At 67.2% G+C, this 14,779-nt stretch carries 18 protein-coding genes and 2 tRNA genes; 11 read left to right on the plus strand and 9 right to left on the minus strand.

The features are described from left to right. Nucleotides 1–28: 28 nt before the first annotated feature. Entirely contained in the window at nt 29–1,282 is a 1,254-nt protein-coding gene (locus ACZ5IQ_RS27315) for a saccharopine dehydrogenase family protein (RefSeq protein WP_406784102.1), read from the plus strand. A gap of 11 nt (nt 1,283–1,293) precedes the next feature. Beyond that, the gene (locus ACZ5IQ_RS27320; protein ID WP_406784101.1) at nt 1,294–1,974 is read left to right on the plus strand and encodes a transporter; all 681 of its coding nucleotides are present in this window, start codon (nt 1,294–1,296) and stop codon (nt 1,972–1,974) included. 57 nt (nt 1,975–2,031) lie between these two features. Here the strand turns inward: ACZ5IQ_RS27320 and ACZ5IQ_RS27325 are convergent, their stop codons facing one another. Continuing rightward, nucleotides 2,032–3,333 carry a flavin monoamine oxidase family protein gene (locus ACZ5IQ_RS27325; protein ID WP_406784100.1) on the minus strand — a complete coding sequence of 434 codons (1,302 nt, stop codon included), beginning with the start codon at nt 3,331–3,333 and terminating at the stop codon, nt 2,032–2,034. Between the two features lie 90 nt (nt 3,334–3,423). Here ACZ5IQ_RS27325 and ACZ5IQ_RS27330 point away from each other — a divergent pair, with 90 nt between their 5' ends. Beyond that, complete coding sequence (locus tag ACZ5IQ_RS27330) at nt 3,424–4,062, plus strand: TetR/AcrR family transcriptional regulator (RefSeq protein WP_406784099.1); 639 nt, start codon at nt 3,424–3,426, stop codon at nt 4,060–4,062. Between the two features lies 1 nt (nt 4,063). On the opposite strand, the gene ACZ5IQ_RS27335 is transcribed toward ACZ5IQ_RS27330, so the two are convergent. Continuing rightward, entirely contained in the window at nt 4,064–4,690 is a 627-nt protein-coding gene (locus tag ACZ5IQ_RS27335; protein ID WP_406784098.1) for a TetR/AcrR family transcriptional regulator, read from the minus strand. A gap of 96 nt (nt 4,691–4,786) precedes the next feature. Between ACZ5IQ_RS27335 and ACZ5IQ_RS27340 the strand changes: the two genes are divergently transcribed. From ACZ5IQ_RS27340 to ACZ5IQ_RS27350, 3 genes are read left to right on the plus strand one after another with little or no spacing between them, the layout of a single operon-like run. Then, complete coding sequence (locus ACZ5IQ_RS27340; RefSeq protein WP_406784097.1) at nt 4,787–6,373, plus strand: alcohol dehydrogenase catalytic domain-containing protein; 1,587 nt, start codon at nt 4,787–4,789, stop codon at nt 6,371–6,373. Between the two features lie 5 nt (nt 6,374–6,378). Further along, entirely contained in the window at nt 6,379–7,185 is an 807-nt protein-coding gene (locus ACZ5IQ_RS27345) for an alpha/beta hydrolase (protein ID WP_406784096.1), read from the plus strand. Then, complete coding sequence (locus ACZ5IQ_RS27350) at nt 7,182–7,436, plus strand: hypothetical protein (RefSeq protein ID WP_406784095.1); 255 nt, start codon at nt 7,182–7,184, stop codon at nt 7,434–7,436. The genes ACZ5IQ_RS27345 and ACZ5IQ_RS27350 overlap by 4 nt, the downstream gene beginning before the upstream one ends. Before the next feature lie 63 nt (nt 7,437–7,499). Here ACZ5IQ_RS27350 and ACZ5IQ_RS27355 read toward each other — a convergent pair. Together ACZ5IQ_RS27355 and ACZ5IQ_RS27360 are read right to left on the minus strand one after the other, a co-directional pair. Next, nucleotides 7,500–7,575 (minus strand) — tRNA-Arg (locus ACZ5IQ_RS27355). Between the two features lie 23 nt (nt 7,576–7,598). Further along, a tRNA-Ser gene (locus ACZ5IQ_RS27360) sits at nt 7,599–7,690 on the minus strand. Nucleotides 7,691–7,817: 127 nt separating this feature from the next. Between ACZ5IQ_RS27360 and ACZ5IQ_RS27365 the strand changes: the two genes are divergently transcribed. Next, the gene (locus tag ACZ5IQ_RS27365) at nt 7,818–8,876 is read left to right on the plus strand and encodes a pyridoxal phosphate-dependent aminotransferase (RefSeq protein ID WP_061005025.1); all 1,059 of its coding nucleotides are present in this window, start codon (nt 7,818–7,820) and stop codon (nt 8,874–8,876) included. On the opposite strand, the gene ACZ5IQ_RS27370 is transcribed toward ACZ5IQ_RS27365, so the two are convergent. Then, the gene (locus tag ACZ5IQ_RS27370) at nt 8,854–9,408 is read right to left on the minus strand and encodes a TIGR03086 family metal-binding protein (RefSeq protein WP_061005027.1); all 555 of its coding nucleotides are present in this window, start codon (nt 9,406–9,408) and stop codon (nt 8,854–8,856) included. The genes ACZ5IQ_RS27365 and ACZ5IQ_RS27370 overlap by 23 nt on opposite strands. A 43-nt stretch (nt 9,409–9,451) precedes the next feature. On the opposite strand from ACZ5IQ_RS27370, the gene ACZ5IQ_RS27375 reads away from it, so the two are divergent. From ACZ5IQ_RS27375 to ACZ5IQ_RS27390, 4 genes are all read left to right on the plus strand, one after another. After that, nucleotides 9,452–10,282 carry a crotonase/enoyl-CoA hydratase family protein gene (locus ACZ5IQ_RS27375; RefSeq protein WP_064859386.1) on the plus strand — a complete coding sequence of 277 codons (831 nt, stop codon included), beginning with the start codon at nt 9,452–9,454 and terminating at the stop codon, nt 10,280–10,282. Between the two features lie 6 nt (nt 10,283–10,288). Continuing rightward, entirely contained in the window at nt 10,289–11,191 is a 903-nt protein-coding gene (locus ACZ5IQ_RS27380) for an undecaprenyl-diphosphate phosphatase (protein WP_464481512.1), read from the plus strand. Nucleotides 11,192–11,304: 113 nt separating this feature from the next. Continuing rightward, nucleotides 11,305–11,928 carry a hypothetical protein gene (locus ACZ5IQ_RS27385; protein ID WP_131808771.1) on the plus strand — a complete coding sequence of 208 codons (624 nt, stop codon included), beginning with the start codon at nt 11,305–11,307 and terminating at the stop codon, nt 11,926–11,928. Between the two features lie 30 nt (nt 11,929–11,958). Next, on the plus strand, nt 11,959–12,270 hold the full coding sequence (locus ACZ5IQ_RS27390; RefSeq protein WP_464480541.1) for a hypothetical protein: 312 nt from the start codon (nt 11,959–11,961) through the stop codon (nt 12,268–12,270). Nucleotides 12,271–12,513: 243 nt separating this feature from the next. On the opposite strand, the gene ACZ5IQ_RS27395 is transcribed toward ACZ5IQ_RS27390, so the two are convergent. The 4 genes from ACZ5IQ_RS27395 to ACZ5IQ_RS27410 are packed head-to-tail and all read right to left on the minus strand — an operon-like array spanning nt 12,514 to nt 14,757. Continuing rightward, nucleotides 12,514–13,182 carry a sterol desaturase family protein gene (locus ACZ5IQ_RS27395; RefSeq protein ID WP_061005037.1) on the minus strand — a complete coding sequence of 223 codons (669 nt, stop codon included), beginning with the start codon at nt 13,180–13,182 and terminating at the stop codon, nt 12,514–12,516. After that, a complete protein-coding gene (locus ACZ5IQ_RS27400) occupies nt 13,179–13,904 on the minus strand; it encodes a FadR/GntR family transcriptional regulator (protein WP_061005039.1) in 726 nt (241 codons plus the stop codon). Before ACZ5IQ_RS27400 ends, ACZ5IQ_RS27395 begins: the two co-directional genes overlap by 4 nt. Nucleotides 13,905–13,953: 49 nt before the next feature. Next, nucleotides 13,954–14,424, minus strand: a complete 471-nt coding sequence (locus ACZ5IQ_RS27405; protein ID WP_110783943.1) for a PPOX class F420-dependent oxidoreductase — start codon at nt 14,422–14,424, stop codon at nt 13,954–13,956. Between the two features lie 36 nt (nt 14,425–14,460). After that, a complete protein-coding gene (locus ACZ5IQ_RS27410; protein WP_061005043.1) occupies nt 14,461–14,757 on the minus strand; it encodes a YciI family protein in 297 nt (98 codons plus the stop codon). Nucleotides 14,758–14,779 lie beyond the last annotated feature (22 nt).

The raw sequence follows: 14,779 nt of genomic DNA on the forward strand, positions 1-14,779 counted from the left end.
GGGCGATCCCCATCAGAAGGAGAAGAACATGGCCAACACCCGACGGCGGGTCGTCTTCATCGGCGCGGCCGGTGAGATGTGTCGCCTGGCCATCGAACGGTTCGCGGTAGCCGCCGGCGACTGGGAGCTCGCGCTCTACGACATCCGGCCAGAACTGCTCGAGCCGCTGATCAAGAAGCTGCCGAGTGGGCTGGCGACGGCCGCCCGGCTCGATCTGTATGACCGCGACGGCCTGCGCACCGCCATCGACGGCGCGGCACTCGTCGTGCTCGGCGCCGGCCCGTACAACCGCACCGCCGGTCCGGTGATGGAAGCCTGCCTGGCCGCCGGGGTGCCGTACCTCGATTTCGATGACGACATCGAAAGCACCTTGCACGCACTGACTCTGGGCGACGCCGCCAAGGCGGCCGGCGTTCCGATGTACATCGGCTGCGGCGCCTCGCCCGGCATCACGAACGTGCTGGCCGCCGACGCCGCCGCCGAACTGGACACCGTCGAGAACATCGACGTCTATTGGGTGGTCGGCGACGAGCGTGGTTCGATCGGTCGCGCGGTGCTCGACCACATGCTGCGCGTCGCCGCGGGTCCCTGCATGACGTGGGAGAACGGCGGACCGGTCATGCACCAGTCCTGGCTGGAGACCCGGTGGACGGACCTGGGCGGCGGGCTGGGCCTGACGTTGGTGCACGAGACGGCCCATCCCGAACCCGTGACACTGCCGCGGAAGTACCCCGATGCCAAGAACATTCGTTGTTTCGGCGGCCTGGACCCGGCGCCCTACAACGGCCTGGTCCGGGGCGTCGGCCTGGCCGTGCAGAAGGGTCAGATACCCGTCGAGAAGGCCATCGACTTCCTGGAATCCCTGCTCACCGGCGGAGTGGGCAGTGTCGCCGGCTGGCGCCACGGCCTGGCGGGAATGTGGGACCTGGTGCGCACGGGTGAGTCGACGCGCCTCGAGCTGCTCACGTTCCTCGCCAAAGCTGCAGCGGGCCACACCTTTCCGTACAAATCTGGGCTGAAGGTCGAGGTGACCGGCCTCAAGGACGGCATCCCCACCGTCGCCAGCCGCCGCACGCCGGTCGCAGGCCCAGGCACCTATCTGTTCACCGACATGGCGGCCGCAACGGGCACCGCGTGCGCCGCGTTCATGGTGGTGGCACTCGAATCCGGCAGCCGCGCCGGGGTTTTCACGCCCGAGGAATGGGCCGAACCGGCGCAGTTCTACTCGGCACTGAAGCGGGTCGGCACGCCGAGCGCCGAACTTCCCGTCGGCGCGCACTAGAGGGGCTGGTCATGGATCTGAAGACCGCGTTGTACGCACTCGCCGACATCTTCATGATCGTCGCCGGTTTCACGTACGGCTTCAAGTTCATTCGGAACTACCAGAACTACCTGCTGGGCCTCGAGTGGATCATCGTCGCGTCGTCCGGCACCAACTTCCTGGTGTATGGGCTGGTCGGCGCCGACGAAACCAGTCCGATGTTCCACGCGGCGTTCTTTCTCGACGCCTTCTCGCGGTCGATCGGCATCACCGTGATCCTCGTCCTGGGCCTGATGAAGGTCACGCACGGGTACCGGCCGTCGATCGCCGTCGACATCGGAGTGTTCGGGCTCGCGGTCATCGGCGGACTCGTGATGTCGTTGTTCGCCGCGGATTTCGGCGTGGCCGGGGCCATCTTCTACGTGGTCATGAACGCCCTGACGACGCTGTTCCTGTTCTACTTCGCCTGGCGACTGTGGCGGATCGGCGCACAAGGTAACGCGATGGCCGTCGCCGCCGTGACGATCGCGGCGGCTGCCATTGCCGGAATGTACGACTTCTACCGCATCCCGGGCGACGATCAGCACCACACGGTCTTCTACATCCTGGCGCTGACCACCTGGGCGGCGCAGATGACGGTGTATTACTACGGTTACCGCGCGCTGGACAATCACACCGCGCGAATCCCGGCCGAAAAGGCTTTTACCGCATAGCACTTCGCAGACAGTGACGGCCCGCGGGTACATCCCGCGGGCCGTTTCTGCACTTCGTCAGTACGCGCCGTCGGCCAGTCCGGCAGCGATGCTCCGGGCCGCGTGCGCACCGGTGTCCATGGCACCTTCGATGGCGCCGGCCTCGACCCCGGCAATGTCGCTGCCGGCGAAGTGGATTCGCCCATGGGCTTCCCGCAGCTGCGCGGCACCGCCGGTGAAGTGTCCCGGCCGGTGCACCATGAATCCGCCCTTGGAGAATTCGTCGGTAACCCAGTCATGGCAGGCGGTTTCGCGCACCTCGATGTCGGCAATGAACGCCCGCAACGCCTGCTGCACCGCGGCGGGATCGTTGGCGTCGATCGCGGCGCCCGTGGAGCACAGACACATGATGAACGTGTCGCCGTCTTCGTGGTACTCCACCCGTGCGGCGTTGATGGGGTTCTGTCCCAGCGGCGCGACGGCCTGGAACGGCTCGAGTACGCCCTTGGCCCGCACCCAGATTTTGGAGCCCACGATCGGATTCTTCTCCTCGATCATGCGACGCGACGCCGCCGGGACCTCGGGGGTGATGGCGATGTCCCCCAAGGTGTTCAGCGGCACCGCGACGACGGCCGCACGCGCCCGGATCCGCTGACCGTCTCGCGTGGTGACGGTGACGCCGGCACCGTCGTCCTCGACTGCGGCGATCGGAGTCGACAACCTCACCTTCGCCGTCGACTCCGCCATGATGGCGTCGAGCAGCCTTCTGGTGCCGCCCTCGATGGGCCAGGTGCCGGCTGTCTCGAAGAACGCCGCCCAACTGCCGAAGTATGTCGCCACGCACGAAAGGAACTGGGCGACACCGTGATCTTCGTAGGACGTCACCAGCGCAGCCATGGCACCGTCGAGCAGGTCATGCTCGTAGGGCGGCAGATTCAGTGCGTTGAGCCGGTCGGCAATGGTCTCTTTCTCGATTGCGCTGGTGTCAACGAGGCCGATTTCGAACGGTTGCGGGAACACAGCACGAGCGTCGGCGAAGAACTGATTCATCAGCGGCTCGAGCGCCGCGCCGTACTCCTCGGGTAACGCCGAATGCGTTGCGCCTTCGGCAATCCAGTACATCGTGGTGGGCACGACAGGGATCTGGAGTGGAATGTTGTGCCGCTGCAGTTCCTGCCACATGTTGGGCTGCGTCCAGTGCACATAGGTGCCCCCGTACTCCAACTGCCGGCCCAGGCCGGGACCGGTCCACGTGCGGCCGCCGACCCGGTCGCGTGCCTCGAGCAGCACCACCGAGTGCCCTTTGAGGCTCAGGTCGCGCGCCGCGATGACGCCGGCGAAGCCACCGCCGATCACCGCGACGTCGTATTGATCTGTCATTGTTGCTCCCATCAAAGGCGAATTCGATTCGTGTTCGACTTTAGGTAGTGCGCCGGGCGCCGTCAATGAAGGCGGCTATGCTCTCGAAAGATGCCCACCACCCCGCCTTCAAGCGCCGGACGGTCCCGTCCGGCAGCAGTTCAGCGCCGCGGCGTGGAGCGCACACAGGCGCTCCTCGACGCGGCCGAAACGCTGCTCAGCGAGCAGGGCTACGCGGCCGCCACGCTCAAAGCCGTCGGCGAGCTGGCCGGCATCCCGACCGCGTCGGTCTACCACTACTTCGCGGACCGTCATCAGCTCGAAGCCGAACTCGTGCAACGGCATATCGCCGCGCTCGACGACATCCTGACGGCTGCGCTCGAGCGCAGCCGCGCCCGCACCCTGCGCGGCGCCATCAACGTGCTGATCGACACCATGGTCGACTACTTCCGTGAGCACCGCAGCCTGATCGCGCTGTGGTTCGTCGAACGCACGTCTGCCGTTGGCGAATCCGCCCGCGCTGCCGACGAAGCGTGGGCCGAACAGTTCTGGCGGTACCTCATCGAGCGCGAGCTGTTGCATCCGGACACACCGGTCCTGGTCGTACTGCTGACCTTCGAAGCCGGCAACCGACTTCTCGACGTCGCCTTCCGACAGTCGCCGACCGGCGACGAGGTCGTCATCGATGAAGTGCGACGGATGAGTACCGCCTATCTGGAGACCTACGCCCCCACCAAGCGGGCGCGCTGAGTCAGCCCGCCGCGGCCGCGATGGCGTCGCTGAGCATGCGCGCGCACAGCGCGATGTAGTCCGCGCGGGAAATGACGACGTCGCCGGCAGCGAGCGCGACCGCGGCATCCACCTGGCCGCCGACGAGTACCCGCGTCGCCATCGCCAGACGGCCGGTCGTCCGGTCGTCCATGGGGCCGACGACGGCGGCCACCTGCTCGGTCACGAACGCGACGTACTGATCGGTTGCCACCCGCTTGCGCGCCGCGACAGCCGCGACGCCGGCGGATTCGGCGTACAACCGCGCCCTGGGTACATCGCTGATGATGACGTCGTAGAACACGGCCAGCGCGGCGCTCGCCCGCTCGACGATGTCGGGCCCGCAGGCGTCCACGGCCGCCAGCGTCTGCGTGAAAACGTCCCGCATCACGTCGTCGAACAGGGCGGCGAGCAGCTCGTCACGGTTCGCGAAATGCTCGTAGAAGTACCGCTGGCTGAGCCGCGCCCGCCGACAGACGGTGTTCATCCGCAACCCGGCGACGCCCACCTCCGCGACTTCGTCCAGGCCCGCCGCGATCAGGCGATTCCGGCGTTCCTGCACGCGCTGATCGGCCTTCACACCACGGAAAGGCCGCGTCACGGTCGTCATATCTCAATCTTGACACAGCGCTGTTCCAGGAACACCATTGTTCCTACTTCGGGCCCGAACCGGCCACCATCCACAGCACGCCAAGAAAGGCCGCCGATGAACCTCACCGACCGATTCCAGGACCTGATCGACCGCGGCGTCGCCCCGACGCTCGACCAGCTCGACGCGCTGTACGACGACGCGTCCGCCGTCGGCGTCGACGATGTGCTCGGCGAATGGGCGGGCGGCGTGTTCGGCCTGGGCCACCCCGCCGAAGCGCAGCTGGAGGCGATCAAATGGGCCGGCAAGTCCTTCGGCGCCGCCGATGACGTCGCACCGATCGTCTGCTTCGACGACGCGGGACGCCGTTTCGTGAACCCCATCTTCGGGGGCGCGAGCCTGCGGCTGACGGACTACCGCGGCAGCGCAACCGCCACGATGACCTACCACGACCTGCCGATGGCGGATCATTTCCGGAAGATCTCCGACACCATCCTCATCGGGGCGATGGAAGCGCCGGGGCAGAGCCGGGCCGGCTACTTCTACCTGACCCGGATGGACACCATCGAGCGGCCGCGCAATCCCGAGTTCGTCTCGTGCGAACCGGCCCGCACCGCGGACGCCGCTGTCCTGCGCGCACCGGGCCAACCGTTCGAGGTCACCCAGGTCGAGCTCGAAAGTCCGCGCCCCGACGAGGTTCTCGTGCGTATCGAGGCGGTCGGCATCTGTCACAGCGACCTCGTGATCGCCGGAATGGCTCAGCCCCAACAACTTCCGATGGTTCTCGGCCATGAAGGCGCGGGCGTCATCGAGGCCGTCGGGACCGATGTGACGGACCTCCAGCCCGGCGATCACGTCGTGCTCAGCTACGCGTGGTGCGGCGAGTGCACCAACTGCAGACGCGACCGGATGGCGTACTGCTCGCGGTCCAACATGCTCAACCTCACCGGCGCCCGGCTCGACGGCAGCGGTGGCATGCGGATCGGCACCACGCCGGTGCATGCCCGCTTCTGCGGCCAATCCTCTTTCGCCACATACGCTCTCGCCGTCGCTCACACCGTGGTACGCGTCCCGAAGGACGTGCCGTTCGACGTACTCGCTCCCCTCGGTTGCGGCGTCCAGACCGGCGCGGGCACGGTACTGAACGCGCTGCGCCCCGAGCCGGGTTCATCGATCGCGGTGTTCGCCGCGGGCTCGGTGGGGCTGTCGGCCATCATGGCCGCGAAGGTGGCCGGCTGCGAACGGATCATCGCCGTGGACCCCAAACCGCAACGGCGGGAGCTTGCGGTGTCGTTGGGCGCCACCGACGCCGTCGATCCCGCCTACGCCAGAAGCGCCGTCCGGTCCGGCGTCGACTACGCCGTCGACTGCATCGGCAAACCGGAATCCGCGCGCGCCGCAATCGCCAGCCTGGCGTCGCCCGGCGTCTGCGCCGTCGTCGGCCTGCAGGGCCTGAGCACCCCCATCCAGGTCGACCTCGCGAAGCTCGTCGGCAAGGGTCAGACCCTCTGCGGTGTCGTCGAAGGCCAGGCGGTGCCACGCCGCTTCATCCCGACGCTCATCGACCTGTACCGCAGCGGTGCGCTACCCGTCGACCGCTTGATCACCACGTTCGGGCTCGACGAGATCAACGACGCCATCGCGGCGACGCAACGCGGAGATGTCGTCAAAGCCGTGTTGCTGCCGGCGGGACCGCGTCGGTAGCCGGGATGTCTGGTCACCGCCCGAGTCGTCGCAGCAAGTTCGTTCAGCGTCTGCTCTACATGTTCTTCCGGCCGATGTTCGTCATCGGCGAACCCAGCGGCATCCAACTGGCGGCGTTGCGGTTCGTGGTCGAACAGTTCGCTCCTCGGCCCGATCGCGGCACCGACGTCGAATCGACCGTCGAAAACGGCGTCCGTTGCGCCTGGGTCACCGCAGACGGCGCCGGCCGCGACGGCGTGGTGCTCTACCTGCATGGTGGCGGCTATTTCGTCGGCTCCGCACACGCAGCAGCCGGGACTGCCGCGCGGATCTCTGCTGCCAGCGGACTACGCGTCTGCGTGCCCGACTACTGCCTGTTGCCCGAACATCCGGTCCCGGCTGCGGCTGATGACGCTGTCGCCGTCTACCGCGCGCTGCTGGCAGCTGGTGTCGACCCCGCCACCCTGGTGGTGGCGGGCGATTCGGCCGGCGGCCATCTCGCGGCGTGCCTGGTCAACGAGGTGAAGGACAGTGGATTGCCGCTGCCGCGAGCCGTGGTGCTGTGGTCGCCGGTGATCGATCCGCTCGGCCAAGCGGCCATCGCCGCCGACCGAAGGCGACGCGACGCCGTTCTCGCCGTCCCGTTCTGGGCGCCGGCGTTGCGAAAGCATCTCACCGATGCCCGCGAGGCCACTCGCATGAACCCACTCGCCGACGTCGACCACCGGTGGTCGCGGTGGACGATGATCTACGAAGCGCCGCAGGGCAATTGCGTCAGGCGGCAGCACCAGGGGACCCGCTGGAACGCATCCAGTCGTACACGGCGGCCTTGATTGACTGGTTCTGCTCAGGCCTCATCGTCACGCCGTCCGACGAACTCGTCGCGCCGCTGCGGGAGGCCATTGCACACGGTTGCCGATCCGGCTGCGTCTCATCGCGCGATCCAGATGGCGACGCGCAGGCCATATTTCATCTCGTCCTCGGCGTGCTCGTCACGCACACCACCATCGGCCGGCCGGCGTCCCGCAAGGAACTCGAAATGGCGGTCATGGGGACAATCAGGGGCGCCCTCAGGGTGCGCTGACGAGACCGCACTCACCCGCCAACGACAACAGGCCAGAAGCGTGAGCTTCTGGCCTGTTGTTTGTGGTGCGCCCGAAGGGATTCGAACCCCTAACCTTCTGATCCGTAGTCAGATGCTCTATCCGTTGAGCTACGGGCGCATGGGTACAACTATTCAGTTATGTGGCGGAGGCGAGAGGATTTGAACCTCCGGTCCCCTGTAAGGGGGACAACTCATTAGCAGTGAGTCCCATTCGGCCGCTCTGGCACGCCTCCTGAACGATCCGAGGGTACCGGACTCTTGCACCCCGGAACCGCCGAGGGCATACGGTACACAGTCAAGGCCGTCGATGGCAAAGCGCGACGCCAGGGCCACATTCGCCAGACACCTAGACTGTCCCGGGTGACCGCCCGTCTGCGCCCCGAAATGGACGCCCTGCCTGCCTACACCCCCGGCCGCACAGTGCCCGGCGCCATCAAGATCGCCAGCAACGAGACGGTCGACGGACCGCTGCCCAGCGTCCGGAAAGCCATCGTCAAAGCGATGGACAACATCAACCGCTACCCGGACAACGGCTACGCCGCGCTGCGGGAACGGCTGGCGGCCCATGTCGGGTTCGCGGCCAACCAGATTTCGGTCGGCTGCGGGTCGGTGAGCCTGTGCCAGCAGCTCATCCAGATCACCGCCTCGGTCGGCGATGAGGTGCTGTTCGCGTGGCGCAGCTTCGAGATCTACCCACTGCAGGTCCGCACCGCCGGGGCGACGCCGGTGCCCGTCCCGCTGGCGGATCACACGCATGATCTGGACGCCATGCTGGCCGCGATCACCGACCGCACGCGACTGATCTTCGTCTGCAACCCCAACAACCCCACCTCGACGGTCGTCGACCCGGTGAAACTGGCCGAGTTCGTCGCCAAGGTCCCGCCGCACATTCTCGTCGTTCTCGACGAGGCCTACGTGGAGTACATCCGCGACGGCCTGCTGCCGGACAGCCTGGCGCTGGTGCGCAAGCACCCGAATGTCGTCGTCCTGCGCACCTTCTCCAAGGCGTACGGGCTGGCCGGGCTGCGCATCGGCTACGCCGTCGCCCAAGAGGACATCGTCACGGCCCTGGGCAAGGTGTACGTGCCGTTCACGGCGACCAGCGTCAGCCAGGCCGCGGCCATCGCCTGCCTGGACGCCGCCGACGAACTGCTGGCGCGTACCGACGCGGTGGTGGCCGAGCGGGCCCGGGTCAGCGCCGCCCTGCGCGACGCCGGCTTCGAGCTGCCCGATTCACAGGCCAACTTCGTCTGGCTGCCCCTGAGCCCGGAAGACACCGCCGACTTCGTCGACGCCGCCGCCGACAACAAGCTGCTGGTGCGGCCCTACGGCGGCGAGGGCGTGCGCGTCACCGTCACGGTGCCGCACGAGAACGACCTGTTCCTCGACTTCGCGATCAGGTGGCGCGGCGGCCGGTGAAGCCGATCAGCTGATCCAGTGCACTCGCGTCGGCCGGTACCTCGACGGGATCGTCGAACCCGACGGCCGCGCGCGCCGCGGGGCTGATCGCCGCTCGGGTCAACCCCAGCACGTACTCGGCCAGGTCGTCCGGGGCGTCCACTTCGCGGCCGACGGCGGTGGCGTAGTCCCAGGCATGGACCAGGAATTCGAGCGGCAGGATGCCGGCGATCATGGCGGCGGGCATCTCACCCGGCCCCGCCGCGACGGTGCCCTCCAGCCCCCTGCTGCGCCACGCCGCCAGTGCGGGCCGCGCCGCAGCGCTCACCTGGTCGATGATCGGGGCGCTGGCGTCCCGCTCGGGCAGCTGCGCGCCGGCGATCCCGCCGATGACGGTGATCGAGTTCATCAAGTGGTCGGTGAGGGCCGCCACATCGAACTCGGTGCACGGTGTCTGCCGTGTCGCATCGTCAGGCCCGAGACCGGCCAACACCCGCTCGAGCACGTCCAGACTGGCCTCACCGGCCTCGATCACATCGGACGGAATCGTCATGGACGAGACGCTACGCCCAGGTTGACCGGCTAGCCTGCCGATCATGGCTGAAACCCCGGGAAGCTTCGAATCGCTTTCTATCGAGACCAAGGACCACGTCGCACAGGTGACACTGCTCGGCCCCGGCAAGGGCAACGCCATGGGCCCGGCCTTCTGGGCCGAACTGCCCGTGGCATTCGCCGCCCTGGACGCCGACCCCGACGTGCGGGCCATCGTGCTCACCGGGTCGGGCAACAACTTCAGCTACGGACTGGACCTGCCCGCCATGGGCGGCCTGCTGGCACCGCTGCTGGCCGGTGGGCTGGCCAAGGAACGCGCCGACTTCCACACCGCGCTGCGGGCCATGCAACAGGCCATCACCGCCGTCGCCGACTGCCGGACCCCCACCATCGCCTCCATCCAGGGCTGGTGCATCGGCGGCGGCGTCGATCTGATCTCGGCGGTCGACATCCGCTACGCGAGCGCCGACGCCAAGTTCTCGGTGCGTGAGGTCAAGCTCGCCATCGTCGCCGACGTGGGCTCACTGGCCCGGTTGCCGCTGATCCTCAACGACGGACATCTGCGCGAATTGGCGTTGACCGGCAAGGACTTCGACGCTGCCCGCGCCGAGAAGATCGGCCTGGTCAACGACGTCTACGCCGACGCCGACGCGTCGCTGGCCGCCGCGCACGAGACCGCCCGCGAGATCGCCGCCAACCCGCCGCTGACGGTGCGCGGTGTCAAGGATGTGCTGGATGAGCAACGCACGGAACGGGTTTCGGCCAGCCTGCGGTACGTGGCGGCGTGGAACTCGGCGTTCATCGCGTCGAAGGACCTGAGCGAAGGCATCACCGCGATGTTCGAGAAGCGCGCGCCGGAATTCAAGGGCGAGTAGGGACCGATCACCTTGAGCCTCAACTACATCGAAGCGATTGTGGTCGGTGCGTTCCAGGGTGTCACCGAGCTGTTCCCGGTCTCGAGCCTGGGCCACTCGATCCTGGTACCGGCCCTCGTCGGCGGTCAATGGGCCCAGGACCTGAGCATGACGGCCGAGAAGTCGCCCTACCTCGCGTTCCTGGTCGCCGTGCACGTCGCGACGGCCGTGGCGCTGCTGGTGTTCTTCTGGCGGGACTGGGTGGCGGTCGCCGGTGGTCTGGTGTCGTCGATCAAGAACCGGAAGATCACCACGTCCGCCGAGCGACTGGCGTGGCTGCTGATCCTGGCGACCGTCCCCGTCGGCATCGCCGGGCTGGCGCTGGACCACGCACTGCGCACAACGCTGGGCAAGCCGATCCCGGCCGCGGCGTTCCTGGCGATCAACGGCGTCGTTCTCTTTGCGGGCGAACGGCTTCGGCACCGCACGGCCTCGGCCGTGCCCGCCGCCGAACATTCGGAAGGCCTCAACGACTCCGACGAACGGTTGGCCCGGCTCCCGATCCCGGAGGCCATGGGCATCGGCGCGGCTCAGATTCTGGCGCTGCTACCCGGCATCAGCCGGTCGGGCGCCACCATGGTCGCCGGCGTGCTGCGCGGTTTGTCGCATGAGGACGCCGCACGGTTCTCGTTCCTCTTGGCGACGCCGGTGATCCTGGCCGCGGGGGCGCTGAAGATTCCGGAGCTGTTCGGACCGGCCGGCGACGGCATCGGCGGCCAGGTGCTGGCCGGCAGCGCGGCCGCTTTCGTCGCGGCGTATCTGTCGGTGCGGTTCCTGGTGAAGTACTTCGAGACCCGCACGCTGACACCATTCGCGATCTACTGCGTGGTGGCCGGACTGGGCAGTTTGGCCTGGCTGACGCTGCACTGAGCGCGGTCGCGTTCCCCACCTGAAGACGAGTTGCCCTGGGCTGTAACCCGGCTGCCTATCTGTCAGTGGCAGCCAGCCCATGGCAACTCGTCTCGAGGGGAAAGAGAACCGCAGTGCCCCAACTCAATCGCGCGTGCGTCGTCACCATCGTGGTCGCGGGAACCGCATTTCTCGGCGCCTGCTCCAGGGTCGACGCCGCTAAGCCGACGTCCACCCTCGATCCCACCACCCCGCCTGCGCCCGCGAAGCTGACGAGCGCGGACTTCATGGCCGTGTGTCAGGGCGCAACACAATCACGCGCCGCCAGCTACCGCCCGGATACCAAGTCCCACAAGACGATTCTCTTCACTCCGCTGGGCCACGACCTTGTCGAGGACACCAGCACGTTGCCGTCCGACTGGACGGTGCAATTCGATGCGGACCGCAACACCTATGCCGCCATCGACACCGTGGTCTGCGTGGAAACCAAAACCGAGCAATCCGTCAAGGAATGCACCGGCTACCAGGACAACGGGCGCCCGACCGCCAACAAGGTCGACCTTCGGACCACCGTCTACGCCGTCTCGGTCCGGGCGGCCGCGACCGGGACAGAGCTCGGCAGCACCGAGTTGTCCGATTCGGACACCACCTGCCCGATGTTCATGTCTTTCGATGACGACACGCAGACCAAGACGTACAACGTGCCGCCGCCCAAAGACGACCTGATCGCCTTCGCGAAGCCCTTCGTCCAGCCCTGAATTCTCCTGCAGCACAATCGGAGTACTCGCATGCCCAAAATCAGCCGGGCGGCCGTCGGCGCTGCCGTGGGTGCCCTCATCGCGGCGGCGACAGCGGTGGCCGGGCCGGCCGAGGCCATAGGTGGTCCCGGTGGCTTCGGCAACGCACAAGGCACCATCAATGCGCTTCAGGCGCAAGGGTTCACCGTGCTGCTCAATGGCGCCGCGGTCTATCCCCTATCCGGATGCAAGGTCCTCGGCATCGAGGGGCTGCGCAACGACAACGTCGATTCCGCGGGCGCCATTATCGACCGGACGAAGATGACCGTTGCGTGGGTGGACATCTCGTGTAAGGGCGGCTAGGAGCGTGGGTCGGTAACGGCTCGGGTGGGGTGTAGCGCGAGCGTGCGGTCAGATCGCAAATTCGTGGGCAGAGGCGCTCTGGTTGCACCGTCGGATCGCCAAGTGCTGGGCACTTGACAAGCAAATGTCTTGTGGACGTTGACTGTGCACTGCCGTAGAAAAAGTACGAGTACCCAACTGCGTAGACGCACAGTCATCCGCAAAAATCGATGAGGACCCCATCCTTATTACCGACCCGCGTCCCTAATTCACCGACCCGTGCAGGTTCTTCGCCGTGGGGCTGGTCTCGACGGTGGCGGGGTCCGGATAGGTGCCGAGCACCCGATCGGAGGTGCCCGACGTCGTGACCGAGAACCAGTAGTGCTCGTTCTTGAAATGGTGCAGGCGATGATTGCGCCACACCGCCTTGTAGAAGCGATGGCGCGGCTTGTAGTCGGTGTGGACGAGGTAGTGCGTCCACTCATAGCCCATCAGGATCAGCGATTCGACCACGATGAACGACAGCGTGGCCGAAACCGGCGCACCCACCAGGGCGCCGATGCCCAGCGGCAACGCCACGATCGCCGCGATCAGCCACGGCAGCGTCGGGGTCGGGATGAACACCAGGTCGATCTCGCGGGGATTCGCGTGGTGCCGTCGATGGTCGCGGGCGACGAGGGTGTCCACTGTTACGCGGCCGAGTTTCCGAGGTCGCCAGTGCAGGATGAAGACGTGAATCACCCACTCCACGAACGGGAACAGCAGCGCGAGTACCAGGGGCGCCCACAGGTCGCGTAGCGCCAGGCCGCCGACGGCGATCCGCGCTGCGACCGCCCCGACCACGAGCGTCAGGATCATCCACGGCGTCGGATGACGCCAGAACTCGCGGGCCGCCTGGCCGAGGGTCACGCCCCGGGTACCGGTGATCGTCACTGCGCCTCCATCTGGTCGAGAAATTCGGTGAGCACCGTCGTGGCGCCGCCGAGCACGGTCGACGCGGCTCGGCGCGCTTTCAGCGCGGAGCCCGACGTCACCGCCTCGGCGAGCTTGCGGTACCCGGCCGCGGGTTCGGCGGCGGCCACGGCGTCGGCGACGACCGCGAGCATCGGTTCGTACACCCGGCGCATCCCGTTGAAGATCAGCGTCATCGCGATCGAATTCGCCCCGGTGACAAGGCAATCCCAGAAATCAAGGGCGGCCAGCTGTTGCGTCGGCCCGCTCTGCGCGCGCTCGATGTCGGCGAGGGCCCGCGCCAGTGGTTCGGCGAGACCGCTCCCCGACCGCGCCGCCGCCCGTTCGGCGATCCACGGGCCGAGGTACTCCCGCACCTCCAGGACGCTGCGCACCACCGACGGGTTCACCATCGCCCCGTCGGGCGCCTCCACCAGCAGGTAGGGCAGTAGATCAAGGCCGCCTGTGCGGGTGATGTCGTTGACGACGGCGCCGTCACCCTGCCGGACATCGAGATGCCCGGACGCCACCAGCCGCTGGATCGCCTCACGCACCACGGGCCGCGAAACGCCCAGCACCTCGGCCAGCTTGCGTTCACTCGGCAGGCGCGAGCCCGGCGGCTGGGCGCCCGCGACGAGCTGCTTGAGCAGCTGGTCGTGCACCTCGTCCGCTGCCGAGCGCCGCTTGATCGACGTCAACTCCATGACGACGACAGTAACCCGCCAAAGGTAAGAGGTCTAGTGGTCTTACCAATTAAAGCGACGTCGTCGACGCAGGCGTGATCTCGATGTAGGCCATCGGAATATCGAACGCGGAGCTGCTCTTGTCGAGCGTCCGCTCGAACAGCTTCATGGCCGGCGACCAGTTGGCGGCGATCACTGCGTCGGCGTGCGCATGCTCGGCCTCCGGCAGGATGCGGGCGATGCCGGCCGCCGGTTGTCCCGTCGGCTTGCCCCGAAGATTGCACGGCACCACCACCACGCGCGGATCGTTGCGCAGCCGCTTCACCTTCCCCGTTGACGCGTCCGTGCGGATGTACAACTTCCCTTCGGCCACACCGTGATTGATCGGGCTGGGCATGGCCTCACCGGACCGCTTGAACGTGACCAGCACGATCTGCCGCGCTTGGTCGAAGCCCGAAAAATCAGCGGCGGTCGGCTCCCCGATATCGAAGGCCTCCCGGTGGCGCAGTTTGTCCATGCCCCGAAACATCAACTTGCTCATGGCCGAAACCGCGTTACTGGGCATCTTCTCGTCCGATCACTCTGACAACAACCAGGTCTTCACAGCCCAGTCGGTTACCGCGCCGCCGACGACGAACGGGTCAGCCGCCGCGAACCGCTCGGCGGCGTCCTTGTCGGTGAACACGGCCAGTGCCCCGAACTCCCCCGGCGCGGCGTCCTGCACCGGACCGAGCATGAGCAGGACTCCCGGCTGTTCCTTCCGGAACCGATCGGCGTGCGCCTGGTGCGCCGGAAACAGCTCGGGCACCTTCGCGCGTGCCTGCTCCGTCGACGAATAGACCAGCAGGTAGCGCGGCAGCCACTGAGCCGTCATAACCGCAGCCTAATCCGGACAT

It is taken from the genome of Mycobacterium toneyamaense, from assembly GCF_055384815.1.

Coding starts and splice junctions, on each gene's coding strand:
- ACZ5IQ_RS27315 (WP_406784102.1), top strand. CDS start 29: ATGGCCAACACCCGACGGCGGGTCGTCTTCATCGGCGCGGCCGGTGAG.
- ACZ5IQ_RS27320 (WP_406784101.1), top strand. CDS start 1,294: ATGGATCTGAAGACCGCGTTGTACGCACTCGCCGACATCTTCATGATC.
- ACZ5IQ_RS27325 (WP_406784100.1), bottom strand. CDS start 3,333: ATGACAGATCAATACGACGTCGCGGTGATCGGCGGTGGCTTCGCCGGC.
- ACZ5IQ_RS27330 (WP_406784099.1), top strand. CDS start 3,424: ATGCCCACCACCCCGCCTTCAAGCGCCGGACGGTCCCGTCCGGCAGCA.
- ACZ5IQ_RS27335 (WP_406784098.1), bottom strand. CDS start 4,690: ATGACGACCGTGACGCGGCCTTTCCGTGGTGTGAAGGCCGATCAGCGC.
- ACZ5IQ_RS27340 (WP_406784097.1), top strand. CDS start 4,787: ATGAACCTCACCGACCGATTCCAGGACCTGATCGACCGCGGCGTCGCC.
- ACZ5IQ_RS27345 (WP_406784096.1), top strand. CDS start 6,379: ATGTCTGGTCACCGCCCGAGTCGTCGCAGCAAGTTCGTTCAGCGTCTG.
- ACZ5IQ_RS27370 (WP_061005027.1), bottom strand. CDS start 9,408: ATGACGATTCCGTCCGATGTGATCGAGGCCGGTGAGGCCAGTCTGGAC.
- ACZ5IQ_RS27375 (WP_064859386.1), top strand. CDS start 9,452: ATGGCTGAAACCCCGGGAAGCTTCGAATCGCTTTCTATCGAGACCAAG.
- ACZ5IQ_RS27390 (WP_464480541.1), top strand. CDS start 11,959: ATGCCCAAAATCAGCCGGGCGGCCGTCGGCGCTGCCGTGGGTGCCCTC.
- ACZ5IQ_RS27400 (WP_061005039.1), bottom strand. CDS start 13,904: ATGGAGTTGACGTCGATCAAGCGGCGCTCGGCAGCGGACGAGGTGCAC.
- ACZ5IQ_RS27405 (WP_110783943.1), bottom strand. CDS start 14,424: ATGAGCAAGTTGATGTTTCGGGGCATGGACAAACTGCGCCACCGGGAG.
- ACZ5IQ_RS27410 (WP_061005043.1), bottom strand. CDS start 14,757: ATGACGGCTCAGTGGCTGCCGCGCTACCTGCTGGTCTATTCGTCGACG.